General features: G+C 67.1%; 24 protein-coding genes. 7 read left to right on the top strand and 17 right to left on the bottom strand.

Annotation, left to right across the window (positions count from 1 at the left end; all coding sequences use genetic code 11):
• Positions 1–43: 43 nt before the first annotated feature.
• The 3 genes from C5E05_RS18140 to proC all read right to left on the bottom strand — a co-directional run bounded on the left by C5E05_RS18140 (position 44) and on the right by proC (position 3,837).
• Entirely contained in the window at positions 44–1,249 is a 1,206-nt protein-coding gene (locus C5E05_RS18140) for a CPBP family intramembrane glutamic endopeptidase (protein WP_104342731.1), read from the bottom strand.
• A gap of 103 nt (positions 1,250–1,352) precedes the next feature.
• Positions 1,353–2,906 carry a DnaJ domain-containing protein gene (locus tag C5E05_RS18135; protein WP_104342730.1) on the bottom strand — a complete coding sequence of 518 codons (1,554 nt, stop codon included), beginning with the start codon at positions 2,904–2,906 and terminating at the stop codon, positions 1,353–1,355.
• A gap of 91 nt (positions 2,907–2,997) precedes the next feature.
• Entirely contained in the window at positions 2,998–3,837 is an 840-nt protein-coding gene (gene proC, locus C5E05_RS18130) for a pyrroline-5-carboxylate reductase (protein WP_104342729.1), read from the bottom strand.
• A 215-nt stretch (positions 3,838–4,052) separates the two neighbouring features.
• Here proC and C5E05_RS18125 point away from each other — a divergent pair, with 215 nt between their 5' ends.
• Positions 4,053–4,352, top strand: a complete 300-nt coding sequence (locus C5E05_RS18125; RefSeq protein ID WP_146080122.1) for a hypothetical protein — start codon at positions 4,053–4,055, stop codon at positions 4,350–4,352.
• A gap of 21 nt (positions 4,353–4,373) precedes the next feature.
• Here the strand turns inward: C5E05_RS18125 and C5E05_RS18120 are convergent, their stop codons facing one another.
• Positions 4,374–4,835, bottom strand: coding sequence for a nucleoside deaminase (locus C5E05_RS18120; RefSeq protein ID WP_374953455.1), 462 nt, complete (start codon positions 4,833–4,835; stop codon positions 4,374–4,376).
• An 81-nt stretch (positions 4,836–4,916) separates the two neighbouring features.
• Here C5E05_RS18120 and upp point away from each other — a divergent pair, with 81 nt between their 5' ends.
• The 4 genes from upp (at position 4,917) to C5E05_RS18095 (ending at position 7,574) form a co-directional block, all read left to right on the top strand.
• On the top strand, positions 4,917–5,552 hold the full coding sequence (gene upp / locus C5E05_RS18115) for a uracil phosphoribosyltransferase (protein ID WP_104243489.1): 636 nt from the start codon (positions 4,917–4,919) through the stop codon (positions 5,550–5,552).
• Positions 5,553–5,937: 385 nt separating this feature from the next.
• Entirely contained in the window at positions 5,938–6,633 is a 696-nt protein-coding gene (locus tag C5E05_RS18105) for a winged helix-turn-helix domain-containing protein (RefSeq protein WP_104342728.1), read from the top strand.
• A 160-nt stretch (positions 6,634–6,793) separates the two neighbouring features.
• Positions 6,794–7,258 (top strand): MarR family winged helix-turn-helix transcriptional regulator, encoded by a 465-nt coding sequence (locus C5E05_RS18100; RefSeq protein ID WP_104243495.1) that lies wholly within the window; start codon positions 6,794–6,796, stop codon positions 7,256–7,258.
• The gene (locus tag C5E05_RS18095) at positions 7,242–7,574 is read left to right on the top strand and encodes a helix-turn-helix transcriptional regulator (RefSeq protein ID WP_181058082.1); all 333 of its coding nucleotides are present in this window, start codon (positions 7,242–7,244) and stop codon (positions 7,572–7,574) included. The genes C5E05_RS18100 and C5E05_RS18095 overlap by 17 nt, the downstream gene beginning before the upstream one ends.
• A gap of 78 nt (positions 7,575–7,652) precedes the next feature.
• Here C5E05_RS18095 and C5E05_RS18090 read toward each other — a convergent pair whose 3' ends face one another.
• From C5E05_RS18090 to C5E05_RS18075, 4 genes are read right to left on the bottom strand one after another with little or no spacing between them, the layout of a single operon-like run.
• On the bottom strand, positions 7,653–8,768 hold the full coding sequence (locus C5E05_RS18090) for a bifunctional 2-methylcitrate synthase/citrate synthase (protein WP_104243497.1): 1,116 nt from the start codon (positions 8,766–8,768) through the stop codon (positions 7,653–7,655).
• A 40-nt stretch (positions 8,769–8,808) separates the two neighbouring features.
• Positions 8,809–9,708 carry a methylisocitrate lyase gene (gene prpB, locus C5E05_RS18085; RefSeq protein ID WP_104307610.1) on the bottom strand — a complete coding sequence of 300 codons (900 nt, stop codon included), beginning with the start codon at positions 9,706–9,708 and terminating at the stop codon, positions 8,809–8,811.
• A complete protein-coding gene (locus C5E05_RS18080) occupies positions 9,708–11,243 on the bottom strand; it encodes an MmgE/PrpD family protein (RefSeq protein ID WP_104342727.1) in 1,536 nt (511 codons plus the stop codon). The genes prpB and C5E05_RS18080 overlap by 1 nt, the downstream gene beginning before the upstream one ends.
• A complete protein-coding gene (locus C5E05_RS18075) occupies positions 11,240–11,920 on the bottom strand; it encodes a GntR family transcriptional regulator (RefSeq protein WP_104342726.1) in 681 nt (226 codons plus the stop codon). Before C5E05_RS18075 ends, C5E05_RS18080 begins: the two co-directional genes overlap by 4 nt.
• Before the next feature lie 209 nt (positions 11,921–12,129).
• On the opposite strand from C5E05_RS18075, the gene C5E05_RS18070 reads away from it, so the two are divergent.
• Positions 12,130–13,200 (top strand): AI-2E family transporter, encoded by a 1,071-nt coding sequence (locus tag C5E05_RS18070; protein WP_104342725.1) that lies wholly within the window; start codon positions 12,130–12,132, stop codon positions 13,198–13,200.
• 15 nt (positions 13,201–13,215) lie between these two features.
• Here the strand turns inward: C5E05_RS18070 and C5E05_RS18065 are convergent, their stop codons facing one another.
• The 9 genes from C5E05_RS18065 to C5E05_RS18025 form a co-directional block, all read right to left on the bottom strand.
• Positions 13,216–14,187, bottom strand: coding sequence for an FUSC family protein (locus C5E05_RS18065; RefSeq protein ID WP_104342724.1), 972 nt, complete (start codon positions 14,185–14,187; stop codon positions 13,216–13,218).
• 93 nt (positions 14,188–14,280) lie between these two features.
• Entirely contained in the window at positions 14,281–15,360 is a 1,080-nt protein-coding gene (locus C5E05_RS18060) for a linear amide C-N hydrolase (RefSeq protein WP_104330190.1), read from the bottom strand.
• Between the two features lie 79 nt (positions 15,361–15,439).
• On the bottom strand, positions 15,440–17,248 hold the full coding sequence (locus C5E05_RS18055; RefSeq protein ID WP_104342723.1) for an oleate hydratase: 1,809 nt from the start codon (positions 17,246–17,248) through the stop codon (positions 15,440–15,442).
• Positions 17,249–17,378: 130 nt separating this feature from the next.
• The gene (locus C5E05_RS18050; RefSeq protein WP_104342722.1) at positions 17,379–18,296 is read right to left on the bottom strand and encodes a DMT family transporter; all 918 of its coding nucleotides are present in this window, start codon (positions 18,294–18,296) and stop codon (positions 17,379–17,381) included.
• Positions 18,297–18,299: 3 nt separating this feature from the next.
• Complete coding sequence (locus C5E05_RS18045; RefSeq protein ID WP_104342721.1) at positions 18,300–19,025, bottom strand: hypothetical protein; 726 nt, start codon at positions 19,023–19,025, stop codon at positions 18,300–18,302.
• A gap of 78 nt (positions 19,026–19,103) precedes the next feature.
• Positions 19,104–20,510, bottom strand: a complete 1,407-nt coding sequence (locus C5E05_RS18040; protein WP_104307604.1) for a glutamate decarboxylase — start codon at positions 20,508–20,510, stop codon at positions 19,104–19,106.
• A gap of 71 nt (positions 20,511–20,581) precedes the next feature.
• Positions 20,582–22,537, bottom strand: a complete 1,956-nt coding sequence (locus C5E05_RS18035) for a YhgE/Pip domain-containing protein (protein WP_104342720.1) — start codon at positions 22,535–22,537, stop codon at positions 20,582–20,584.
• Positions 22,534–23,304, bottom strand: coding sequence for an ATP-binding cassette domain-containing protein (locus tag C5E05_RS18030; RefSeq protein ID WP_219819582.1), 771 nt, complete (start codon positions 23,302–23,304; stop codon positions 22,534–22,536). Before C5E05_RS18030 ends, C5E05_RS18035 begins: the two co-directional genes overlap by 4 nt.
• Positions 23,305–23,343: 39 nt before the next feature.
• The gene (locus C5E05_RS18025) at positions 23,344–24,534 is read right to left on the bottom strand and encodes an amidohydrolase family protein (RefSeq protein WP_219819581.1); all 1,191 of its coding nucleotides are present in this window, start codon (positions 24,532–24,534) and stop codon (positions 23,344–23,346) included.
• Between the two features lie 502 nt (positions 24,535–25,036).
• Here C5E05_RS18025 and C5E05_RS18020 point away from each other — a divergent pair.
• Positions 25,037–26,587: a LuxR family transcriptional regulator gene (locus C5E05_RS18020; RefSeq protein WP_146081179.1), complete on the top strand. Its 1,551-nt coding sequence runs from the start codon at positions 25,037–25,039 to the stop codon at positions 26,585–26,587.
• Positions 26,588–26,590: the final 3 nt, after the last annotated feature.

Raw genomic sequence — 26,590 nt, 5'->3', positions numbered from 1 at the left:
AGGGGCTTCGTCGCGCCCAGCCACTCGAGCAGAGCGGCGGGCGCTACTCGCGTCCCCGGTTCGTATCGGCTGGCGGCGTCGAGTCCCGCTGCTGCTGCCCGTGGTTCGGCGCCTGGCCGTACTGCTGCGCCGGAGCCTGGCCGTAGGCCTGGCCGGCTGCGTCGCCGTAGGTCTGCATCGGCTGCTGCGCGGCCTGCTGGGCGAGCTGCGCCTGCTGCTGCGCGTAGAGCTCGTAGGCGGCGCGCGCCGCTTCCTCCTTGCGCTGCTTGGCGGTCACGAGCGGCGCAGTCGTCGTCTCGACGTCTTCCTTCTTGGCACGCCAGATGACAAACGCCGCGACGATCGCGAGGAACGCAGCAGGGAGGAGCATGATCGGGCCACCCGCACCCTCCGAGCGGTCGATGCCCTCGCTGAGCTGCCCCGTGAGCACGGAGGGGATGAACAGCATGACGTTGTTGGCCGCGTGGATGAGCACGGCGCTCTCGAGCCCACCCGTGTACTTGACGGTGACCGACATGATGACGCCGAAGAAGAAGTAGTACCCGATGAGCCACCAGTCGCCGGCACCGTGGGCGAGGCAGAACAGCGTCGCGGAGACCGCGGTGCCGATGATGAAGGAGAGCTGCGGTGAGGCGAACCAGGAGCCGGCCGCGCGCTGGAAGCCGCCGCGCGCCACGTACTCTTCCGACGCGGCCTGGAAGGGCGTCGTCAGCAGCACGAACACGAGCATGAGCATCGCCGTGCCGTCGATGTTGACCTCGGCTGGCTCGAGCAGGAACAGCCCAGCCGAGTAGACCGCGAAGACCGGGACGATGACCAGGGCGAGCTTGCGGAACCACGCCCACCGGAAGCGGCCCGTGACCGACGAGATGGTGCCCGGCCGGACGCCGAAGAGCATCCGCTGACCGAGGTACGCCAGCGGGAGGAGCGCCGCGAGCGCCAGGTTGTTCGTCACGAAGATCGCGGGTGTCATGGGGACGATGCCGCTCTCGACGGCGTCCATGAGCTGCTGCTGGCTGATCTCCCCGGTCAGTGTCGAGATCAGGATCCCGAGACCGCCGATGGTCATGGAGCTGATGAAGAAGCCGACGACGAGGAACGCGATGAAGAGGAGCCCCCTCCACCATCCCTTGCCGCGGCCGATCGGGCTCAGCGCATGGTCGTACGTGAGTCTGCTGCTGCCGGTCGCGGGTTGCTCGGTGAGCGGTGCACTGCCGGTCGGGGTCGGAGTCATGCCGTGGTTGCTCATGCTTCGACGCTACCGACGAGCGGATGCCCGGGGATCAGCCGCACGATTGATTCCTCATCCGGTCTCTCCGCTGCGCGAGGGAGGCCCCAGGGGTGCGGCTGCGTCAGCGCTTGTGCGCGACGAGGTCGCGCAGGAGCAGCCGGTCGACACGGTTGCCGTCGCCGGCCAGCCAGTCGCCGACCTCGCGCAGCAGCGATTCCGTGGTGGCGAGCCTGACTCGCTGCCAGGTGAGCGCGTTGTCGACCTCGAGCGCCCCCTCACGTTCCGCGACGACCGTCATCCACCCCCGAACCACCGACATCTCGCCGAACAGCTCGTGGAATCGCTCGACGGCGTGCGGGAACTCCGCCGCGGGCGAGGAGAAGGCTACGCCGTTGTGCGTGAGCTCGCCGTCTGCCGAGATGCCGTAGGTGCCCGGCGCCCAGAGCTCGTCGTTGATGAGCGCCACGCGGCGGCCGCTGATCACCGCGTGCGCGATCGATCCGGCGCCCTGGCCCGGGACCCGGAGGCCGTGCACGATGCGCACGCCTGGGATGCGCAGCAGCTGGGCGAGGGGTTCGCCGACCGAGCGCTGCGCGAGGAATGCCCGCATGGGGTTCGTGCCGCCCGCGGTTCCGCCGGCGTCCATCGCCGTCTGGCCTGGTTCACCCCAGACTCGCCTGCCGTCACCCGCCGGGGGTGCGGATTCGTTGGCGAGCTGGACGAGGAGTCGTTCGCGGGTCACCGCGACGCGGCGCTGCGTGAGGCCGGACCAGGCGAAGTAGCCGGACACTGCAGCTGCGAGGTAGATGGCGGCCTGCACGAGCAGGCTCGCGAACGCCGGGTTCTGCATGCCTGCAGTCGTCGCGAATAGGGACATGACACCGAGCGTCGCCGACAGCACGCCAGCGACGACGGCCACCACGAGTGTCACGAGCCACAGCACGAGAGCCCAGCGCTGGGCTCGGACACGCAGTCGCAAGGTCAGCCAAGCCGCGCTGACCGCCACGTAGGCGAGCACCGCGGGCCACATGGTCGGCTCCTCCCCTGGCCCGAACGTGGGAACCGTGAGGCGCACGAACGACGCGTCGATCAGGAGCAGGAGCGCACCGATGACGACGATCGCAGCGTGAATCGAGACCGCCATCAGCTCACGGCGCGTGTACGGACGCTTCGCGGCGACCGCAGGCGGCCAGTAGGCGGGCTGCTCGGGCCAGCGCGTGCGGAACCACGCCATGCGCCGCACGTCGAAGACCTGCGCGGGGATGCGCGACGGCGGCGGTGCGTCCCGCGTCGCCGGCTCTGCGTGGGCGCTGCGACGAGGGGCGGAGGCGGCCGAGTCCCGCTTCGTGCTGGCGCGAGGGGGCGTGCGGAATCGCCCGCCGCCACCGGCTGAGCGCCTGCTCGTCGGAGCCCATTGCGCGCGCTGCTGGGTGCGGACATGACGCGAGCCGCCACCGGCGAGCCACGCATCGTGCTCCCGCCGCGTCGTCTCGTCGGTCAGTACCTCGACCGCCAGTCGCACCCTGACGAAGTCGTCGGAGCTGCCGCCGAGGTCGGGGTGGGACTCTCGCTGCCTCGCACGCCCGACGCGACGGACCTCTTCGAGGGACGCCGTTCTGGAGACGCCGAGCACGAGGTAGAGGTCTTCTGTGAAGACGTGCCGTCGACCGCTCATGGCCGTCCCTCCCGCTCCTGGTTCAAGTGCCCAAGCCTACGCAGTGATCGCCTCGTCGCCCGTCGCCGTGCGGGCGAGCGCGAGTGTGGACTCAGGAGTTCTCTGCGGCCAGCTCAGCGGATCGGCGCCGGTTGGCGTCGAACGCACGCTCGAAGAGGCCGGCGAGGTCGGCGTCCTGCAGCACCGCGACGGAGCGCTCGGTTGTTCCCTTGGGGCTCGTCACCCGCCGACGCAGCTCGGACGGCTCGGTCTCGGGATCGCGGACGACCATGCCGACTGCGCCCTCGAACGTCCCGACGACCAGCTGCCGCGCGAGCTCCTCGTCGAAGCCGAGGCGCCTGGTCGCCTCGAGGTACTGCTCGATGAGCAGGAACACGTGCGCTGGCCCCGAACCGGAGACCGCGGCAAGCGCATCGATGCGGTCCTCGTCGATGGTGGCCACCCTGCCGACGCTCTCGAAGAGCGCGACGGCGACCGTGAGCGCGGCCTCGCCTGTCGAGTCGTTCGCCGCGAGGCCCGTGACGCCGAGACCGATGCTCGCGGGCGTGTTCGGCATCGAGCGAACGATCTGCGCGCCCTCGGGAAGCCGTGCCGCCAAGCTCTCGAGACGCACGCCTGCCGCCACGGAGATGACAACCGCGTCCGGCTTGAGCACCGGCGCGATCTCGTCGAGCAGCTCGCCGATCAGGTAGGGCTTGACGCCGAGGACGACGACGTCAGCTTCTTCGACCGCGGCGAGGTTCGCACGCGCATCGGACTCGAGCGCCGTCGTCGTGACCCGGTCATCGCTCTCGCCTGCCGCCGCAGATGCCGCGGACCTCGTCGTGACGTGGACCCGTGCCCCTTCGCCGAGGGGCGCATCCAGCAGCCCGCGCAGGATCGCGCCGTTCATGTTGCCGCCGCCGAGGAACGCATAGGTGAGTGCCGTCATACCGGGATTGTACGGATGCACCACCGACATTCGCCCGCCGTGCGCCCTCGCGCGCCGCCTCCCCGCTGCCCGAGGACAGGGTCGGTCGAAGCCGCGTCGGCGTCGCGACTGTACGGATGCACCATGAAGGACGCCGCGATGCAGCACCTGCTCTGAGACGCGCCAAGGTGGCCTCGGTATGCTGGCCGTTACTCGTCACCGTCGAAGGGGAACTCGTGCCGAATCAGGAACTCGCCGCTCACATTCGCGAACTGCTGCTCGAAAACGTGCACGTGGGCGAGGTGCTCCAGGTGCGCAGCGTGGAAGTCGATGACCGCGTGACGCTCGTGGGAGTCCGCGTCTCGGTGCTGAACCTGCCGCAGGTGCTCGATCTGCCTCCCGTCCTCGCTCAGCTCCGCGCGCTCGTGCGCGAGGCCGCCCCGCACGCGGAGTCGATCTTCGTCGAGCCCGACGTGACCGAGCGACACAACGTGCACGTGAGCACCGAGTCGATCGTCATCCGCTCCGTCGATTGACCAGCGCGAGCGCCGGAGCGCTCAGTCGCGGAAGAACCCGCGCACGAGCGCCGCGCATTCCGCCTCGCGTACCCCGGCGATGACCACCGCACGCTCTGGCAGCCTCCGGTCGCGCACGAGGTCGTAGCGCGAGCCGACGGCGCCTGCCTTGTCGTCCCAGGCGCCGTAGACGAGCGTGCCGACCCTCGAGGAGAGGATCGCCCCAGCGCACATGGCGCAGGGCTCGAGCGTGACGACGAGCATGCATCCGTCGAGCCGCCAGCTGCCGAGGTGCTCGGCCGCGCGCCTGAGCGCGAGCACCTCCGCGTGCCCCGTCGGGTCCCCGGTCAGCTCCCGCTCGTTGTGCGCCGTGGCGATGACCTGGCCCGCAGCGTCGGTGACGACCGCACCGATGGGCACGTCGGCGCTCGCGAGCGCCAGCTCGGCCTCACCGAGGGCGATTCCCATGAGCTCGTGCAGGCGCTCGTCGACGTGGAGTGACACGCCGCCCATCTTCCCATCACGGCCACGATCTCATCGACCGGATGTCACCGGGACGCCTCCAGCATCGTTACTCTGTATTTCATGCGCCTGCACGTAGCCGACCACCCGCTCATCACCCACAAGCTCTCGGTGCTGCGGGACGAGAAGACCTCGTCGCAGCAGTTCCGCTCGCTGGTCGAAGAGCTGGTGACCCTCCTCAGCTACGAGGCGACCCGCGACGTCCGCACCGAGTCGTACGAGCTGCAGACCCCGGTCGCGAAGACCACTGGCCTGCGCATGACGGACCCCGTTCCCCTGGTCGTCCCGATCATCCGCGCGGGCCTCGGCATGCTCGACGGGTTCCTGAAGCTCGTCCCCAACGTCGAGGTCGGCTTCCTCGGCATGCGCCGCAACGAGGAGACGCTGCAGCCGGAGACCTACGCCAAGCGCCTCCCGGAGAACCTCGCGAACCGCCAGTGCTTCGCCCTCGACCCGATGCTGGCGACAGGCGGTTCACTTGTCGCCGCGATCGACTTCCTGTTCGACGCGGGGGCAGTCGACGTCACGGCCATCTGCATCGTCGCATCCCCGGAAGGCATCGAGAAGATGCGTGAGGCGTTCGCCGACAAGAACGTCACGGTGGTCGTCGGAGCCCTCGACGAGGGGCTGAACGAGGACGGCTTCATCGTGCCGGGACTCGGCGATGCGGGCGATCGCCTCTACGGCGTCGCGGAATAAACTTCGCGTCATCTGTTGACATGTGCCGTCACGGGGAAAGATACTGGCGGCATGACGAACATCTCGCGACCCCTGACCGCCATTTCGGCGACGGGAACCGCTGGCATGATGATGCCCAGCAGCGTGATGTGCTGTCGAATGTGCCGCTGACTCCGGAACTCACCCTCCGTCGAGTCGCCGCATTTCCCGCCCCCTTCTCTCATGACGGCCTGTCCCATGGAGAAGGAGCCCTGCGCCCCTTGGGCCAGCGTGGTCGCGCTGCTCTCTGCACCCGACCGCATCCCGCCGAGGCTCCAGCCCCTCGGCACCGTCCGCGAACCGTCGCGGGCAGCACCCGCCCGCAGGTGGGTGCCATGAGCATCATCACCTCGAAGGACTTCCTCCCATGTCGCTTGCTACCGACTTCCGCCGCCCTCGCACCCTGAATGCCGTGACCCAGACCCCAGAAACTCCTCGCCCCGCCTACGTCCAGGCGGTCCCCGCCGCGCCTGAAGCGCGCGGCTTCGTCCTCTACGTCGGCCTCGACGAAGCGAAGGCCAACCTCGACGGGACGACGCTCACCGAGCTCGTCGAAGCGCTCAAGCGCGTCACCGCCGAGGTCGCCCCGCACGCCGAGACGCACGCAGCCGTCGCGCTGGCTCCGAAGGGCGCCGGCGGTCGCGATGTCGACGTCGTCCGCCTCGCATTGCAGGACCCTCAGGCGCTCGCCGCCCGCGGGGTCGAGGAGGACCACCTGCCTGACTCCGCCGAGGGGGTCACGATCGACACCACTCGCAAGCGCGTGAGCGTCTCCGGCGAGAACGCGGGCCTCACCTACAAGGAGTTCGAGCTCCTCCAGGCGCTGGTGCTGCGCGAGGGACGCACCGTCGACCGCACCGAGATCATCGACATCCTGTGGCGCGACAGCGACGAGGAGCGCCCGAACGAGCGCACCATCGACGTGCACGTCCGCCGCCTCCGCTCCAAGCTCGGTGCCTACGGAGACATCGTCCGCACGGTCCGCGGCACCGGCTACCGCTTCGACCGTCACGCCGACGTCGAGGTGCTCTACCCGAACGCACAGTCACCCGACCGCCTCTGATCGGCCTGGCCCCATCCCCAGCCGGGACCGGGCCTCTGCGCCGCATTGCGGCGAGTGGATGCGGCCTCTCGCGCCGCGTGGTCGCGCCGGATTCCGTCGCCTGATGTACTGGCCAGTACACTGCAACGGAAGCTGACGAGACGACGAAGCTGGAGGCCGGATGCCGACGACGAGCAACCCAGTGGAGGCTTGGGAGTCCCTCTTCCGAGCCCAGGTCTCGATAATGCGGGAGCTCCGCAGCGAGTTCTCGAGCAATTCCATGTCGATGAACGAGTACGACGTGCTCTTCAACGTCGTGCGGGAGCCGCAGGGACGCATCCGGCTCCGCGACCTGAACCGCAACGTGCTGATCACGCAGTCCTCGGTGTCGAGGCTCGTCGATCGGCTGGTGCAGCGCGGGTTCCTCGTGAAGATCGACGACCGGCTCGACCTGCGATCGACGCTCATCGAGGTCACGACGGAGGGCCGCGCCGAGTTCACTCGTGCGGCGCGCACGCACATGCGCAACATCCAGGAGCGGATGACCAGCTCGCTCGACGCGGACGAGCTCCGCACCCTGCAGCACCTCTGCACGAAGCTCCGAGTCGGCCAGACGGGTGGTCGCGGGCGTGACTTCGGCGCCTGATTTCGCATGGGCCGGTGCTGCTTCCGCCGCACCGCTCGATGCGGCGACCGCCAACACGCTCGCCCACGGACTCCAGGTGCTCGCCGACCCGACGCGACTGCGCATCCTGTCTCTCGTGGCCGCGAATCCGGACCGTCCGACGACCGTGACGGAACTCGTCTCAGCGCTCGGATGCGCGCAGTCGACGGCCTCGCACCACCTGCGGATCCTCGTTGACGGCGGGTATCTCACCTACGAGCGCAGCGGCACATGGGGGCTGTATCGCCTCGAGGCGACGAAGCTCCAGGCGACCTCGGCAAGCATCCGTCCCCGCTGAGCCCGGCGCCGAGCCTCCCGAGAGGCGAGAGCCTCGAGACGCAGGCCGGGACGGGCCGACAGCCCCGCCCTGTCCGCCTCAGCCCTCGAGGTGGCGCTCGTCGACGCCGTTGTAGACGGCGAGCGGGCGGATGAGGGAGTTGGCTCCGGCCTGCTCCATGATGTGAGCCGTCCATCCCGTGATGCGCGCCGCGGCGAACAGGGGCGTGAAGGTCGGGGTATCGAAGCCCATGAGGTGGTACACCGGACCCGCCGGATAGTCGAGGTTCGGCTTGATGCCCTTCCGCTCGCCGAAGCTCCGCTCGAGCGCCTCGGAGAGCTCGAGCAGGTCGCGTCGGTCGTAGTGCTCGGCGAGTCGCTCGAGGGCGGCGTGCATGGTGGGAACGCGTGAGTCGCCGTTCTTGTACACGCGGTGCCCGAATCCCATGATCTTCTTCTTGTTCGCGAGCGCGTCGTCGAGCCAGGCCTCGACGTTGGCCGCGTCGCCGATCTCCGCGAACGTGTGCATGACCGCTTCGTTCGCGCCGCCGTGCAGCGCGCCCTTGAGCGCGCCGATTGCGCCGACGACCGCCGAGTAGAGGTCTGCCGTGGTCGACGTGATGACGCGTGCCGTGAACGTGGAGGCGTTGAAGGAGTGCTCGGCGTACAGCACCATCGAGACACGGAAGGCATCGACGACCTCGGGGGCGGCCTCCTCCCCGAACGTCATCCAGAGGAAGTTCTGCGAGTAGTCGAGGTCGTCGCGAGGCTCGACGAGCTCCAGGCCGTGCCTGCGGCGCTGGTCGTAGGCCACGATCGCGGGGAGCGCAGCGAAGAGGGCCTTCGCCTTCGCGAGCTCCGCCTCGGGCGACGGGTCGTCCGCGTCCGGGTCGTTGGCGCCGATGACGCTCACGGCCGTCCGCACGACGTCCATGGGATGCGCCGTGACGGGCAGGACATCGATGATGGAGCGCACGTTGTCGGCGAGCGCCCGGCCCGAGCGCTCCTGCGCTCCGAACTCGGCGAGTTCCGCCTCGCTCGGCAGCTCGCCTCCCCACAGCAGCAGAGCGACCTCCTCGAAGCTCTTCTGCGCCGCGAGCTCCTGCACCGGGTAGCCGCGGTAGAGCAGGGAGTTGGTCTCCGGGTTGACCTTCGAGATGGCGCTGTAGTCGACGGGCACTCCTGCGAGGCCCTTGTAGATCTCCTGCTCAGTCATCGTTGACCTGCCCTTCCTTGTGTGCCGAACGCTGCTGTCGTCAGCGCTTGACGGTGAAATTGAACACTCCGCTGTCGAAGTGGTTATACCCCTCGTAGTCGACAAGCTCGTACAGCTCCGCGCGGTGCTGCATCTCGTCGAGCTTTCCCGTGAGCGTTCCGTGGCTGATGAGCTCGTCGAGCGCCCCTGCCGTCGCGCCCATCGAGATGCGGAGGGTCGAGACGGGCCAGATGACGAGGTTCATGCCGACGTCGGCGAGCTGCTGCACCGTGAAGAGCTCGCTCTTGCCGAACTCGGTCATGTTGGCGAGCAGCGGCACGTCGACGGCCGCGCGCATGGCCGCGAACTCCTCGAGCGATGCCATCGCTTCGGGGAAGATGGCGTCGGCGCCCGCGTCGACGAGCTTCCTGGCGCGGTCGATGGATGCGTCGAGCCCGTCGACGGCGCGGATGTCGGTGCGGGCCATGACGAGGAAGTTGGGGTCTCGCCGCGCATCCACGGCCGCCCTGATGCGCTTGAGCGCCGTCTCCTCGTCGACGACCTGCTTGCCGTCGAGGTGACCGCAGCGTTTCGGGTTGACCTGGTCTTCGATGTGCATGCCCGCGAGGCCGGCGTCTTCGAGCTCCTGCACGGTGCGGGCGACGTTCATGGGCTCCCCGAAGCCCGTATCGGCGTCGATGATGGCCGGCAGCTCCGTCATGCGGGCGATCTGCCTGCCACGCCCTGCGACCTCGCTGAGCGTCGTGAGCCCGATGTCGGGCAGGCCGAGGTCGGCGGAGAGCACGGCCCCGGAGATGTAGACGCCCTCGAAGCCCTTCTGCTCGATGAGGCGAGCCGAGAGCGGGTTGAAGGCGCCAGGGAAGCGCAGCAGCTCCCCGCTGGCGAGACTCGCGCGGAACGCCGCGCGCTTCTCGGCGGGGCTGGTCTTGGCGTACAGCATCAGAAGATCCCTCCGCCTTCGTTGAACTCGATGACGCCGGGCGACGCGACGAAGCCGAGCTGGCCCAGCTCACCTGGGGCGAGCTCGGGGAGCCGCTGCACGGTGTCGAGGAAGCGCTCGATCTCGTGGTCCTCCACGACCTCTGCGGCGAGGGTGCGGAACTTGTGGATGTACTCGGCCCTCGCGAACGGCCGCGCGCCGAGCGGATGCGCGTCGGCGACGGCGATCTCGTCACGGATGACGGTTCCGTCGGCGAGCAGGATCTCGACGCTCCCGCCGAACGCCTTCTCGGCGATGTCGAACGAGTAGTAGCGGCGGGTCCACTCCGGGTCCTCCTCGGTCACGACGCGCTTCCACAGCTCGACGGTGTCGGGCCTGGCGGCACGCTCCGGCGCGTAGGAGCCCACGTGGTGCCAGGCGCCGTCCTGCAGCGCGACGGTGAAGATGTACGGGATCGAGTGGTCGAGGGTCTCGCGGCTGGCAGTCGGGTCGTACTTCTGCGGGTCGTTCGCTCCGGAGCCGATCACGAAGTGCGTGTGGTGGGAGGAGCGGATGAGGATGCGCTCGATGCGATCGGGCGCAGTCGCGAGCTGGGGGTGCTCGTTGTGCAGCTTGCGCGCGAGGTCGATCCAGGCCTGCGCCTGGTACTCGGCGGAGTGCTCCTTCGTGTAGCTGTCGAGGATCGCGAGCTTGGACTCTCCGGCGGCGGGGAGGGGCACCTGGTAGCGCGCGTCCACACCTCCCAGGAGCCAGGCGATGACGCCGTCCTCGCCCTCGTAGATGGGGGTGGGGCTGGTCTGGCCGCGCATGGCGCGGTCGACGGCCTCCACGGCCATCTTTCCCGCGAAGGCCGGCGCGTGCGCCTTCCAGGTCGAGATCTCGCCCTTGCGCGACTGACGTGTTGCCGTCGTCGTGTGCAGCGCCTGCCCGACGGCCTGGAAAATGGTCTCCGCGTCGAGCCCGAGGAGCGTCCCGATGCCGGCCGCCGCTGATGGGCCGAGGTGGGCGACGTGGTCGATCTTGTGCTTGTGCAGGCAGATGCCCTTGGCGAGGTCGATCTGGATCTCGTAGCCGGTCGCGATGCCGCGAACGAGCTGCTCGCCGGAGATGGCTCGCTGGCCTGCCAGGTGCTGGGCGACTGCCAGGATGGGCGGGATGTTGTCGCCAGGGTGCGAGTACTCGGCGGCGAGGAACGTGTCGTGGTAGTCGAGCTCACGCACCGCGACGCCGTTCGCCCAGGCCGCCCATTCCGGTGAGGTTCGCTGCGCGTCTTCGAGCCCGAAGAGCGTCGAGCCGGCGCCGTGACGTGAGACGCCGTGCGCGAGTGCCTGGTCGCGGGCGGCGACGATGGGGGCTCTGGTGAGCGAGGCGGCCGCGACGGCGGCGTTGTCGATGACGCGGTTGATGACCATGTCGGTCACCTCGGCCTGGACGGGGACGGGGTCGGCGGCGACCTCGGCGATCTTCCACGCCAGCTGGTCGCGGCGCTCGAGGTTCTCGTCGCTGCGGTGGACTCGGACGTCGTGGAAATTCACGTGTGGAGGATCCCTTCTGGAGGAGTTGGTCGTGGAGCGCTCGACTGCAGGGAGGAGAGCGCGGTCGTGAGGCTGCGGTGCAGGTGGACGTGGGTCGCGTGTGAGGCGAGGCGGGGGTCGCGGGCGAGGATCGCGTCGACGACGCTGAGGTGCTCGCTCGCGGCTTCCCGCAGGCGTTCGGGGTTGTGGCTCGCGAGCCTGCGCACTCGCGAGGAGTGGAGGCGACAGGATTCGAGCGCGACGCTGAGGTAGTCGCTTGCCGCGGCCTCGTCGATCGCCCGGTCGAGGGCGTCGACGAGCTCGAAGTAGTCGGCGATGCCGGCTTCGCCGAGCTCGAGAAGCTCTGGCGCGTGCACCAGGCGGATGCGGATGGACTCGAACGGATCCTCGTCCCGGCGCATCGCCGCGAGCGCGGCGGCCTGCGTCTCGAGCGCCTCCCGCAGCTCGTAGAGCTGGACGACGCGTTCTGGGCTGATCTCGGAGACGAGCAGCACTCGCGGCGACTGGCTGCGCACGAGCCCGTCGGCGAGGAGCCTCGTGAATGCACCGCGGACCGGCGTGCGAGACACCTCGAGGCGACTGGCCTGCTCGACCTCGGTGAGCACCGTTCCGGGCAGGAGCGCACCCGCGAGGATCTCCTCACGGAGCACCGCGTAGACCCGGTCGCTGGCGAGCATGGTTCCCCCTCGTTTGGACACCCCTCAATGTATGCACAGTCGGCCCATTGAGCAACGATTCTGCCCGAACTGCCAGGCTATGCATACATAGATGCATCCCCGTTCGTGCCCGCAGCAGCCGAGGCCACTTCACCGCTCGCCGCGTCGAGTCGTGCGGAGCCGCTCGTGCTCTAGCCTTGGAGGAAATTCCCTCAGAAGAAGGCCTTTTGATGCCCGATATTCGCAGCACAGCGACTGATCTCTTTCGCCGCAATCCCGTCATGTGGGCCTTTTCCGTGGCAATCGGCCTTCTCCTGGCTGCGCTTCTCGCAACCACCGTCATTCAATTGCAGTCGGTGGTCCTTTCCGTCTTCATCGCATTCTTCATCACCCTCGGACTCGACCCGCTGATTCGTCTCCTTCAGCGCCTCGGGCTCAAGCGAGGAATGGCGATCATCTCCGTGATCGTCGTCTTCATCCTCATCGTCGCAGGGCTCATCTGGATCGTCGTGCCCATTCTGGTCAACCAGATCACCTCCCTCGCGACGACCATTCCTCAAGAGATCACCAGGATCAACAACGAGGGCTGGTTCGACACCGTCAACAAGGCCACGAACGGTGCCGCCACCAACGCCCTCGACTGGGCGCAGAACACGGCGACCGACCCGAACACCTGGGCGACCGTCGGCGGCGGCGCCCTGAAGGTGGGGACGACGATCGTCAACGGCGTCAGCACCGGACTGTTCGTCTTCATCCTCACCCTGAACTTCATCGCGACACTCGGCAGCATCAAGCAGGCGGGCTACTCGCTCATCAACGCCTCGGTCCGCCCCCGCTTCGAGGAGTACGCGGAGCGGATCATGGCCTCGGTCGGCTCGTACCTCAACGGGATGGTGGTGCTCGCCTTCATCAACGCGGTGTTCAGCGGGCTCCTGCTCTGGATCGTCGGCGCGCCGTACCCGTTCATCGTCGCGGTCATCTGCTTCTTCATCACGCTGATCCCGCTCATCGGAACCATCATCACCACGATCTTCATGACCGTGATCGCACTGTTCGCCTCGCCCATCGCGGCACTCATCGTCCTCGTCGCGATGCTCGTCTACATGCAGGTCGAGGCGTACATCCTCACGCCGCGCGTCATGTCGAAGGCCGTGCAGATCCCCGGGTCCCTCGTCCTGATCGCCGCCCTCGCGGGTGGAACGCTGCTCGGTCTGGTGGGCGCCCTCGTCGCGATCCCGCTCGCCGCCGGCATCGTGCTGCTCGTGCGCGAGGTCGTCATCCCCAAGAAGGCGCGGAGCTAGTCGAACGGCTTCGCCTCAGGCGGATTCGACGACCTCCCCGTCGCCGGAGCGTCGGGTGATGAAGTTCATGACGAGCCCACCGAGCAGCGCGACGAGCGTCGCGAACAGGACCGCTTCGAGTCGGTAGACCCCGAGGGCGAAGGTGGAGAGCTCCGTGGCGGCCGTCAGCAGGATGGCGGGCGTCAGGAAGAGCACGAACAGCGCGTACTCTCCGGCATTGACGTACGCGACGCACAGCACGAGGAAGAGGCCGGCCAGGATGAGCGGAATCGGCTGCGGCAGCATCGACGCGAGCATGGCGAGGAGCACCCCGGCGACCGATCCGAGCACCCTGAGGTAGCCGCGCTTCGCGCGCTGGTCCGACCCCACGGCCAGGATCACGCTGAACGAGAGCAGCGTCCAGTCGCGGTAGGGGAACTCCAGCAGCTCCGAGGCGAACACGATGAGGAAGGATCCGCCCGCGGTGACCGCACCGTAGGCGATCCGGTCGACGAGCGGCGAGCCAGGCTCGTGAGCGTGCGACCTCGCCTTCACGAGCGCGGCGAAGCCGACGACGACCCCCGCGCCGATCGCGGACCCCAGCATCGCCTGCCAGAGTTCGGCGCCCGACTGCGAGAGCGCTGCGAACGCCAGCAGGTTCACGGGAGACCGCGTGAGGAACGCCGTCTCGCCGATCGTCACGAAGGCCTGCACGAGGCAGACGAAGACCACTGCGGCGAGCGTCACCCAGAGCCCGAGACCCCCGACCGCGAAGCCGAGGGCTGCGATGGCGAGTGACCAGCCCACGGAGAAGAGCCGAGCCCGCCAGCTCCCCGCGCGGATGATCGAGAGCAGGAAGAGGATCGTCAGGTAGCCGGATGCGGCCGTGTTCGGGCCGATGAGGAACTGGCTGGCCCCGAGGATGAGCGCCGCGACGGAGACCAGACCGACCGCCACCAGCAGCTGCTTGATCGAGAGGGCAGCGCTGACCACGCCGTCAGCTCCCATCAGAACCCTCCCGCATGACGCTCTCCCCTACTCCGACCCCTGCGACGTCAACGGCGGGCGCCCCGAGGAGGGGCGCCCGCCGTCGCGCTCGGACTAGCCCTTCTTGCCGACGAGGTCCTGCACGAGCGTCTTCACGGCGAGGAAGTCATCCTTCTTGTTCGCCACGAACTCCAGCGCCTTGACGCCGTCCGCGAGCACTTCCGTCGCCTCCGGGCCGACGTCGGTGAACTTGTGGCTCACGTTGCCGGCGAGTCCGCCCTCGAGCGCGAGCTGGCCGACGAGGTCGAGCTTGAGCACCTTGGAACCCTCGGCGAAGCTCACCTCGTCGAAGTCCACCCAGACGATGTTCGGGCGGGTCGTCGACTCGAACACGTAGCGCTTGTTCGTGAGGTCGAGCACAACCTGCCAGATCGTCTGCGACGCGTCCGGCTTGCCGGGCTCCGGCGTCCGGAACGGCTGCGCCGCGTTCCGGATCATGCTGAACATCGCAGCGATCGCATCCAGCTGCGTCTTGGGCTGCACCTGGTGCTCGACGTAGAAGGATGCACGAGCGAAGCGGTCGCTCGCCAGCGTCGACCCTGGCAAGGGCTGATCGCCGCCCAGCCCCTCGATCTTCTTGGCGAGCTCGAGCTGCTTGTCGTAGGTCGGGGAGTTCGTCATGACCTTGTAGTCACGGCTGTGGTAGACCGTCGGCTTGCCGCTCGTGTACTCGATGATGGCCGAGTCTCCCGTGGCGTCGTTGATCGCGAGGTGCAGGGTCGGAACCAGGTGTCCTGTCGGGTCGAAGAGCTGCGAGATCTGCACCTGCGACTTCTTGGTCCACGCGACGGCCTCCTCGACCGTCGCGAAGTTGTCGAGGTAGTACTGCAGCCAGACCGACTGGCTCAGCTGAGTCGTCTTGTCGTTCGGCTTTCCGTACTCCGACTCGGCGAGCCACAGGATGTGCCCGGCGAATCCTTCCTCGTTCATCCCGTCGGTGGCGATGAGGTCGAAGGCCGTCGCCACGATGCTGCCGTACTTGGCCGTCCAGGTGAGGTTTCCCTCGACCCCGTCGGCCCGTTCGATGCCGCGCGGGTACTTCCAGAGGTTCGTGAGGAGATCCATGTGGAAATCCATGTTGCGGCCGACGATGACGGACCCGTTGGCGTCGGGCCACACAATTCGAGTGCACATGTTCGTTGACACGTCCTTTCGTAAGGGGAACTGCTCTGCACGCCGACGCGGATGCGACGGCGGCCGGTGCGCGTGCGGGTCAGGCGATCGCGTCGTCGCTGCGGTCGTGGACGCGAGCGTCCTTGGTGGCCGGGATCAGGTTGAAGTCGGTCAGCAGCTGGCCGAGCTCGGTCTGATCGAAGCGGTTGACGAGGTGGCGCTTCGCGAAGCTCGGCCCTGGGATGTCGAGCTGCTCGCCGTCACGGAGGACGTTCGTCGAGTGCAGGAGGAACCGGAGGTCGTACGTCGAGTTGAAGACCTCCGGAACGCCGCGTTCGACGCCGAGGAGCTCGTAGGTCGCCTCCATGGCGGTGCGCACGGAGTACTCCGTCGTGAAGATGCAGTCTCGCGTCGTCTCGGCGAATTGGCCGATGAAGGCGAAGTTCACGCTGCCCTTCGGGACGACGGCCGGGCGGTCGCCAGCTTTCCTCGGCATGAAGAAGGAGGTCACGTACGGCATCATGACCGGCACCGTCTTGACGCCGGTGGCGGCGAGCTCGGGGATCTCGTCGACGGGGACTCCCAGGTGGAAGAGCCACTCCTGGGTGATCTCCTCACCCGTGCAGTCCTGCATGCTCTTCTTGACGAAGGCCCCTGGGGTGTCGACGAAGAGGCCGTAGATCCAGACGACGATCTCGGTCGACTTCTGCGCCTTGAAGTGGGGCTGGCGGTTGACGGTCCAGCTCATGAGCCATGGCGAGTCGCGTGCCGTGACGATGCCACCGGTCACGACCTTGCCCGAGAACGGGTCGCGCTCCGCGATGCGCTCGATGTACTCGGGCACGCGAGCGTCGAGCGTCGTCGCCGTCGCCGATTCCCACTTCGACTTCTGGATGTCTCCGCAGAACACCTCTGGGCGACCGAACGCCTCGTCGCGCGCGGCGATCTTCCGCCAGAGGTCCCATGCCGGAGCCGGGCCCGTGTTGAGTCGGGCCGCGGTGGCGTGGTCGCCCTGGTCGGAGTTCTCCGTCAGCGATCCGATGGTGATGTACGCCAGGTCGTTCTCGCTGAGGTCGACGCCGCCCTCCTCGCCGTCGCGGACCCACTCGATCCGGGTCGCCTGCTTCTTGTCACCCGTGATGTCGAACTGCACGTCGGTGACCTTGGTTCCGTACTGGAAAGTGACGCCGCGCTCGAGCAGCCACTTCTGCATGGGCAGCACAAACGACTCGTACTGGTTGTACTTCGTGAACTTGAGGGCCGACATGTCGGGGAACCCGCCGAGCTGGTGCACGAAGCGGTGGAGGTAGAGCTTCATCTCGAGGGCCGAGTGCCACTCTTCGAAGGCGAACATCGTGCGCCAGTAGAGCCAGAAGTTGCTGTCGAGGAATTCGGCGCTGAACACCTCGTCGATCCGCTTGTCCTCCATCTGCGCACGCGTGGCGAGGAAGACACCGACGATCTCCTTCTGCGCCTTCTCGGACAGACCGAACTTGAAGTTCGTGCCGGCGTCCTGGCCCTGCTTCTCCGTGACCCGCCTCTTCGTCGAGTTCGGGTCGTCGATGTTGAGCCAGTAGAACTCGTCGAGCACGCTGGCGTCCTCGATCTCGAGCGATGGCACGGTGCGCAGGAGGTCCCAGAGGCACTCCATGTGGTCCTCGAGCTCGCGGCCGCCGCGGATGACGAATCCCTTCTCGGGGTACTTGATGCCATCGAGTGCGCCGCCGGCGATGTTGAGCTCTTCCAGGATGGTGATGCGGTCGCCGCTCATCTGCCCGTCGCGGATGAGGAAGATCGCCGCAGCGAGGCTCCCGAGACCTGCGCCGACGAGCCAAGCGCTCTTGTCATCGACACCCTGCGGCTTGCGCGGGCGTGCGAATGCTTCGTAGTTTCCACTGCTGTAATGCATAGTCGACTCATTTCCCGCCGGCTCGCGTAAATGGCCAGGATGATATGCCATCATGATTTGTCCGACGTTATCGAAGTATATGTTTGACCCTTTTGCACCATTCAGAGATGCGCGCTATTTCACCCGCCCACTAACCCTTCCTCTCACCCGCGGATGAGGAATTCGAGACCTCATCGACGGGAGAATTCTCGGCCCGCGCCAGCTGAATCACCCCGGTGATAGCGACGGCACCTGCCACGAGGAATGCGACGACCGCCCAGAGCGGGGCATTCGTCGCCTCACGCAGGATCACGATGCCGAGGACAACCGCGATCGTGGGGTCGATGACCGTGAGCCCCGCGACGACGACCTCCGGTGGGTTGTCGAGGTGCGCGCGCTGGACGAAGATCACGGAGAGGGCCCCGGCGATTCCGATGCCGAGGATGCTGGCGATGGTGAGGATGTCCGTCGAGTTGAACGGCATCTCGTGGGCCTTCAGAATGGCCTGCACCCGGAGGATGACCGTCTTCCCGAGCGTTGCGACGAACGCGGAGTAGACCCCGCCGAGCAGGACCCACAGCAGCGGCGGCGTCGGACGGCCCTTTCCCAGCACTTCGACGATGCCGGTCGCGACGAGCACGCCGCCGAGCGTCACGAGCACGGCGACCAGCTGCGCGTCTTCGATCGGCTGCTGCGTGCTCACGATCGCGGCGACCACGACGAATCCGCCGACGCCGACGACGCACAGCAGGATCGACCGGATGATGGCTCTCGACGGCCGCGTCTTGCGGAGGATGCTCGTCAGGACGACGGAGAACACGAGCGCCGCCACGCCGATCGGCTGCACGACGATCAGCGGCGCGAACGCCAGGCTGCCGACCTGCACGAGCATCGCGACGACCAGCGCGATGCTCCCGAAGAGCCAGATCCGATTCCGCAGCACGTGGACGGCCGCATCCTTGCGGCTGCTGGACCTCGTCTCCGCGAGGTGGACGCCGCGCGACTGGAGCAGGTTGCCAACGGCCATGAAAGCCGCGGCCGCTAGGGCGAGCGCGATGCCGATGAGCATGGCCTAGGCGCTCCGTCCGACATTGGAGCTGTCGCGAGTCGGAGTCGCACCGGCCTTCATGGCCCCTGGCAGGACGACGAGGGACGCGAGGAAGAAGCAGACCGCGCCGATGAAGGTGCCCCACGTCGCCAGCGAGGCGTTGATCGTCGCCCCGCCAGGGAGGATGTAGGCACCGACCGCGGAGGCGCCGAAGGCCACGCAGCCGACGAAGTTGATGACCACGGACCAGGACGCGCTCGAGCGCACGCTCCACGTCTGGTTCGTGTGCGCGAACGCGATGAAGGCGACGCATCCGCTCACGAGGAACGCGACCGACCCGCCCGCGTCCGGGTTCCACACGAGCTTCTCCTGGCTGGTCAGCGACTTGGCGTGCAGCGCCGCTGTCGTGCTGACGTTGAAGAGCAGCGTCCCGAACGACTGGGTGGACGCCGTCAGCCACTCGGCTCTCACCATTCGACCGGGGGCATAGGAGACGGGAACGGCCACCACGCCGCTGAGGAAGAGCTGGATGAGGCCGGCTGAGGTGAAGAACCATGCCCCGACGAAGAAGAACAGGTTCGAGAGCTGCGAGCCCATCTGCTCGCTGAGCACCGGCGCGGAGCCCAGCGCGAAGAGCGCGGAGCCCACCATGAAGAGCCAGCACTGCTTGACGACGGTCGGCACGAGGAGCTTCCCCGTGGCACCGAGGGGTCCCGTGTGTTCGCGAGGGGAGGTTGCTGCGCTCGTCATGTCGGTGGGTTCCGTCTCCTGCTCGTGGGCGGCGGGCCGGCGGGAGAGCAGCTCGGCTCCCCCGCGCGGCCGCTGATCTCAGTGGTGGAAGTGCACGCCGCGGCCCGCTTCGCGCGGCAGCGGCGTCTCGAGCGAGTCGAGGTACTCCACGTCACCGCGGATGTCCGCGAGGAGCGACGACGCGAGGTCGCGGCTGAGGCCGACCTTGACGACGATGCGCTGGAGGATGACGTCGCCCATGTTGTCGGCCATGGGGTACGCGGGCACGAGCCAGCCCTTCATGCGGAGCCGGTCGGCGAGGTCGTAGAGACTCCAGTTGCCGGTGTGGCCGTCTTTCAGCACCCAGGCGAAGACGGGGATCGTATCTCCGCGGCTCACGAGCTCAAACGGCCCCATCTTCTCGATCTCCGAGGAGAGGTAGGTGGCGACGTCGATCGAGTTCTGCTGGACGAGCCGGTAGCCCTCGCGACCGAGGCGGAGGAACTGGTAGTACTGCAGCAGGACCTGGGCGCCCGGGCGGGAGAAGTTCAGGGCGAGGGTCGGCATGTCGCCGCCGAGGTAGCTGACGTGGAAGATCATGCTCTCGGGGAGCACCGCCGTGTTGCGCCACACCACCCAGCCGACGCCGGGGTAGACGAGGCCGTACTTGTGGCCGGACGTGCTGATCGAGTTCACCCGGTCGATCCCGAAGTCCCAGCCGAGGTCCGGCTGGCAGAACGGCGCCACCATCGCGCCGGATGCGCCGTCGACGTGGATCTTCACGTCGTTGCCGGTCGCGGCCTGGATCTCGTCGAGTTTCGCGGCGATCGCCACGACGTCGTCGTAGAGACCGGTGAAGGTCTGTCCAAGGATCGCGACGACGCCGATGGTGTTCTCGTCCACGTACTTCTCGAGATCGTAGCCGTCGAGCACCAGGTGGTCGGGCGACACGGGCACGTATCGCGCCTCGATGTCCCAGTAGTTGCAGAACTTCTCCCAGACGACCTGCACTGCGGCCGACATGATGAGGTTGGGCTTCTCGGTCGACTTGCCCTCCGCCTTCCGCTTCTCCTGCCAGAGCCGCTTGAGCGCCAGGCCGCCGAGCATGCAGGCCTCTGACGATCCGATCGTGGAGGTGCCGATGGTGTCAGCGGCGTCCGGGACGTTCCAGAGGTCGGCGAGCATCCGCCAGCAGCGGTCTTCGATGGCCGCCGTTCCCGGGTACTCGTCCTTGTCGATCATGTTCTTGTCCGCGGCCTCGGCGTAGAGCTTCTTCGCCTCGTCGTCCATCCACGTCGACACGAACGTCGCGAGGTTGAGGCGCGAGTTGCCGTCGAGCATGGCCTCGTCGTGCACGATCTGGTAGGCCGTCTCAGGGAGGCTCTGGTCTGCCGGCAGCTTGAACTTGTCGAAGACCGTCGCCTCGCCGGGTCGAACGAAGACGGGGTTGACGTCGAGATCCGGGTTGATGTTTCGGTGGTGGCCGTTGCTGGTGCTTTTCTCCATGGGAACTCTCTCTTCTCGTTCGGACGGTGACTTCGTGGACGTACTGGGCGCTCGTGGTGATGCTGACACGGTCAGACCTCCACCGGCGGATACAGGCGGTCCATGTTGTACTGCCGGTTCCTTCTCGCGGCCCAGGTCGAGATGGCGATGAAGGCGACGGTCATCGAGAGGATGACGATGATCGCTGTGAGCAGGCGGTGGTCGATGCCGCCGAGGATCAGCTGCCGCAGTCCGTTGTTGGTGTAGGTCATCGGGTCGATGACGTTGATGTACTGGAACACGTTGGTGGTCGTCGGAACGGGATAGATGCCGCCGGCGGAGGTCAGCTGGATCATGAGGAAGGCGAGCGTGAACACGCGTCCGACTGCCGGGCCGAAGACCGCGTTGAACATCTGGATCATCGCCATGAACATCATCACCATCAGCAGCAGGAACCCGTACGTTCCCCAGGTGTGCTCGGGATGCAGTCCGATGCCGAAGTAGATGACCAGGTAGAGGATGGTCGCCTGCAGGAACCCGACGAACACGGTCGGCACGTACGAGGCGAGGATGACGCGGAAGGAACCGAGGCCCTGAGCGAGCGGACGCGCCTGCAGCGGGGTGAAGAGCATCCACGCGATGATGCCGCCGACGAAGAGCGCGAGGCCGAGGAAGAACGGCGCGAAGCCGTAGCCGAAGGTCTTGGCCTCGTTGTTGATCGTCTCCTTCAGCTCCACCGGCTGGGCGAGTGCCTGCACGAAGTTGGACTGCTGGTCCTCGTCCCAGTCGGGAAACAGGTTGAGCGCAGTATCGGCGGCATCAGCCAGCTCGATCGTGCCAGCCGCGAGCTGGTCCGTGCCAGACGACAGCTGCGCGGCGCCGGCGGAGAGCTCACCGAGGCCGGTATCCAGCTGATCAGCTCCGGAGCGCAGCTGCTCCGCGTCTGAGGAGGCGGTCGCGAGGTCGCGCTGCACGGCACCGTCCTCGATGGCCGTCATGATGACGTTGACGCGGCTGCCTGGATCGTTGAATTCGCCGGCAAGCAGGTTCATGTCGGTGTGCAGGGCGTCGAAGACCGTGACGAACTCCTCCGTCAGTCTGGAGTCCTGGATGTGCGTATGCACGCTCTCGAGGCGGGCCGCGATCGCCTGCTCGACCGGATCGTCGCTTGCTGCGAGCTCGGTCATTATGGTTGCGAGCTCGCTGTCGGCTCGCGCTTGCGCGGCAGACGCCTCGTTGAGCGCCGTCGCGATGGTGTTCGTGCTCGTGACGACATCCGACGAGAGGTCTCGCAGCTCAGCGCCGGTGATGCCGGAGGTGGCGATCGCGTTGTCGACTCGGGTCACGGCGCCCTGCACGGCCTCGTCGAGCGTGTCTATGGCACCGGCGAGTGTGGCCGACCCGTCCTTCGCGGTCACCAGGTTGTCGGCGATCTCCTTCGCACCGCTATTCGCCGTCTGCATGCCGGAGTTGAGCTCCTCGACGCTGCTGACCGCTTCCTTGAGCGTCGGGATCTCGGCTCTGACGGCCGCCAGCGCCTGGTCGAACATCTGCGCTGAGACCTGCTGGTTGACCATGACGATGACCTCTTCGGCCGCGTCCTGCCCGATGACCGTCGAGAGGTAGTTGTTGGAGTCGTTGTAGGTGAACTCGAGCTGCGCGGAGCGTGACTCGTTGGTGGTCACCGACGCCACGGCCTCGCTGAAGTCGGCAGGCACCGTGATCGTGAAGTAGTACTTGCCATGGGCGAGGCCGTCGACGCCGTCCTGCTCGCTCGTCTCCGTGAGGTCCAGCTGCTTGGAGTCGATGAGGCCCTGCACGACCGAGTCGCCGGCGGTGAGCGGCTCACCCTCGACCGTGGCGCCCCGGTCGAGGTTGATGATCGCGACCGGGATCTTGTCGACGTTGCCGAACGGGTTCCAGAACGCCCACAGGTAGAGCGCACCGTAGAGCAGCGGCATGAGGATGACAACCGCGAGCGCGAGCCGCGGCATGCGGCCGCGGTAGTAGCGCTTGAAGTCGCTTCCTGGTGAGAACGCAGCGATCATCGCCCATCAGCCTCTCGCTCGAGCACGGCGAACTCCTTGTTCGTCAGGTTCTCCACGAGGAACTGGTCGCGGATTCCAGAATCTGGGCTGACGCCGTTGACGTCGGCGGTGATGACGGTCTGCTCCCTGCCGAGCTCGACGAGGCGCTCGAGCAGCTTGTGCGAGCTCTCGATGCTCGCGAGCTTGTCGATACCCCCGACGACGAGGATCGGCGGCTTGCGGGTGTTCGCGACGGCGATGCGCAGCAGCGCGCCGGTCAGCTCCGGAAGCTCCTCGACCATCGCGTCCATGGTCGGCAGGGTGTACTCGCCGAAGACCGGGGCGCAGATGCGCTCGAGGTCCGCCTGCTTCGACTGCCGCACCCATCGAGCCCCGCGAGCTCCCCACCGGATCTGCTCGGTGATGATGTCGTGGACTCGGATGGTCTGGCCGATGCCATCGACCTCGTCGATGTTGGCGAGGGCAGCCTGCTTGAAGAGGTGGTGGGCGTCGTTGAGCCGCCCGAACGACTCGAGCTGCCCCGTCGAGGGCTTCATGCGCCCGGCCAGGGTGAGCAGCAGCGCTGTCCTGCCCCGGCCGCCCGCGCCGACGAGCACGGTGACTCCACCGGACCGGATCGTGAGGTTCACCGGCCCGAAGATGTGGCCCCAGGACGCCTTCACCTCGATGCCGCCGGCGTTCAGGATGACGTCGCCGACCGCCGCCTCGCCTTCGGCGCGGGTCAAGGGAAGGGGTTGATCGCCGAACAGCTGCGTCACATCGCTCACGTCAGGCACTCCTGTTCGATGGTCCGGCTACATGCAGCATCAGCGTTCGTCCTTCACGATCCGGCCGTTCTTGACGATGAGCGGGAAGTTCAGCTCCGGCTCGGCGATGAGCGAGAGGTCGGAGAGCGGGTCGCCGTCGACCAGGATGAGATCGGCCCAGGCTCCCTCGGCGATGACGCCGAGCTTCGCGTCCCGATACGAGTTCCGCTCGCCGGCCATCTCGAAGAGGCTCGCGTTCCCGGAGGTCAGCATCAGGAGCGCCTCGGTCGGGCTGTAGAACTCGCCGAGTCGAGCTGCCATAACGCTCTGCCTCGCGGCCGCCCCGGGCTCGAGCAGGAGGTCGGTGCCCCAGGCGGTCTGCACTCCATGCTGCTTGGCCCAGGCGTAGACCTGCGCCGTGCCTCGGCAGATCTCGGCGTTCTTCTGCGCGCGATCGCGATCGGGATAGTGGTGGTCGTCCTCCGCGAAGGGCTGCACCGAGAGCCAGGCACCCGCGTCCCGGATGAGCTTGACGGTGGCCTCGTCCATGAGGTGGCCGTGCTCGATCGAGCGCACACCGCAGTCGAGCGCCCTGGCGACTCCCGCGGAGGTGTAGACGTGTGCGGCGACGTAGGTTCCGTAGTCGGAAGCCGCCTGGACCGCGGCGCGGATCTCCTCCGGCGTGTACTGCAGCGTGCTGAGCGGGTCGTAGAGCGATGCCGCACCACCCCCGAGCGTGAGCTTGATCTGGCTCGCGCCGGTCTTCAGCTGCTCCCGAACCGCGGTCAGCACCTGGGGGACTCCGTCCGCGACCTTCGTGAAGTGGATGTCCTCGGTGCGTGCGGGCCTGCCCCCGAACTCGCTCGGCTCCTCGTACACGAACGAGAAGTCGGCGTGGCCAGAGGTCTGGGAGATCATGGCCTGGCTGGGGAAGATGCGCGGCCCTTCGAGCACGCCGCGGTCGATGAGCGTCTTGATCGGACTGGTGTCGCCACCCATGTCGCGCACGCTCGTGAAACCGCGCAGCAGCATCTTCCTGGCTTCCGCGATCGTGTTGCCGTACAGCTCGCCCGTTGCCGCCTGCAGGAAGTCGTTCATGCTGTTGGCGTTGCCCATGAGGTGGACATGGGCGTCGGTGAGCCCGGGCATGAGGAATCTGCCGTGAGCGTCGATCTCACGCGCACCGTCCGGGGAGTTGCTCGCCAGAGGAGATTCCGAGATCGCGAGCACTCTCGAGCCCTCGATAAGCACATCCACATGATCGCGAACACGTTCACTTATCCCATCGAAAAGCCTGGCATTTCGAATAATGATTCGTGACGGGCTATCCGCATCCTGGGGCATGAAAGCCACAGTAACCCGTGAGCAAAAATGCACCGCGACTGCCAACGAATTTCACCCGGTGCGTAACCTGGGATGTAACCCGACGCTTCACCCCGGGTTTCACCCCGCGATCCAAAGGTGCTCGCGACACCCCTCGTCGTGACACGCTCGAGGGTCGCGTGGCACGTTCATTTCAGGATAGGTTTCTTCGGACAAGATACCCCCCGACCCGTATCGACAGTCGCCATCGAAGCTGACTTTCCGGGGATTACAGCCACCACACCCGTCCCCTCTCCCCGCTTGGAGAGGGACGAAGAGACCCTTGAGCAGAAGGACGGTCGATCGATGAACACGTTTTTACCCTGAGAAAACCACTCTCTCGCCGCACCATCAGAAACGACCCGCACTTCCCCCCAGAGAATGGCGATTCATGACCGCAGCCACTGCCGCAGACTCCAAGCAGAAGCTCGACGCCGCATTGGAGACGGGAAACCCGCGCAAGATCGCGCAGGCCGCGATGGCGCACATCTGGCCACTGTTCGACAAGCACTACCTGGATCTCATCCACGCTATAGAGAAGATCCCACTGTCACTTCTTGAAAATTACCCGGTTCTTTGGATTCTTCACCGGGTGAATCCGGTTCTCGCCCATAAACGAACCCCGTTTAAACCGCACCTCAATGCGGAGACCGTCAAGAGCATGACCACAGACGAGGTCGACATGCTCACGCTCGCGCAGATGATCGCCTTCCGGTACAGCGGCGATGTGACCGCCGCACTCGCCTACGCTGCCCGCCTCGCCGACCGCATCAGGTCGCGGGGAACGGGGTTCCGCGAGCGGGCCGACGGGCCTCTGTGGTTCTACCACCAGCAGATCGGCTCGACGATGCTCGCCGCCGGAGAGACGGGTCCCGCGCTGACCGAGCTCGCCGCCTCAGCGGAGATCGGCCAGATCGCGGGCCGCCCGGACGCCAGGCGGCTCGCCCTCTCACGGGTCGCGCTCGCCCATGCGAAACGGGGATCGCTCGAGGAGGCGGAGCGAGTCCTCGCTGAACTCCCCCAGCTCCCCGAACCGTGCGCACCGTATAGCGAACCCACGCGCTTCGCGGAGAACACGGCAGCTGCTCTCATCGGCGTCGAGCGGATGATCGAGGACATCGATCCCCTGCTCGCGAAGCTCGACTCGTTCGGCAGCCTGCAGGTGACCTGGCCATACGGGCTCCTCGCCCGAACGCGTTCCCTGCTCGCCCGCAAGCGACCGGACGAGGCACTCGAGTGCGTGCACCTCGCCCGCGACGCACACACGGAGCAGCACGGCTCGCTCGCCATCGACGTCATGAATGCGGCGACCATCGACGCGCTGTGGGCACTCGGCTCGAAGAAGCAGGCGAGAGCAGCCGCCTTCCGAACCGAGCAGAAGGGGTTCCTCGAGACGAGCGCCGCCATCCGCCTCGCCATCGCCGACGACAAGCTCGACTTCGCCGAGACGCACCTGCGGCGTCTGTCCGAGCAGCGAACGCTCGCGCCCGCCCAGCACACGGAGCGCATAATCCTCTCCGCCTGGCTCTCCATCGCCAAGGCCGACTCGATCGATCCGACGACCGCCCAGCGCGTCGCGCACATCGTGCAGCGGGGCAACTCCCGACGCATCCTGAGCCAGATCCCGCAGGAGGTGCTCTCGAGCGTGAGGTGCGAGCTCGACGACTCCATGCACCCGACATTCGACGTCTCCGTGACCGGCATCACCCACGTGATGGTGCAGACGCGCCCCACCCTGACCACCAGCGAGCTCCGCGTGCTCACTGCACTCAAGCGAGAGCTGACCACCGCCGAGATCGCGGCGCAGCTGCACGTCTCCCCCAACACCATCAAGTCCCAGCTCAGGTCCGTCTACCGGAAGCTCTCCTGCTCGAACCGTGCGGAGGCGATCCAGACGGGGCTCACCCTGCAGCTCATCTCCGTCGACGACGACAACCGCTGAGTT

Source organism: Pseudoclavibacter sp. AY1H1 (assembly GCF_002931055.1).
Classification (GTDB): domain Bacteria; phylum Actinomycetota; class Actinomycetes; order Actinomycetales; family Microbacteriaceae; genus Pseudoclavibacter.
Note: the sequence above shows the minus strand (reverse complement) of the source record. Positions and strands in the feature narration are given on the sequence as shown.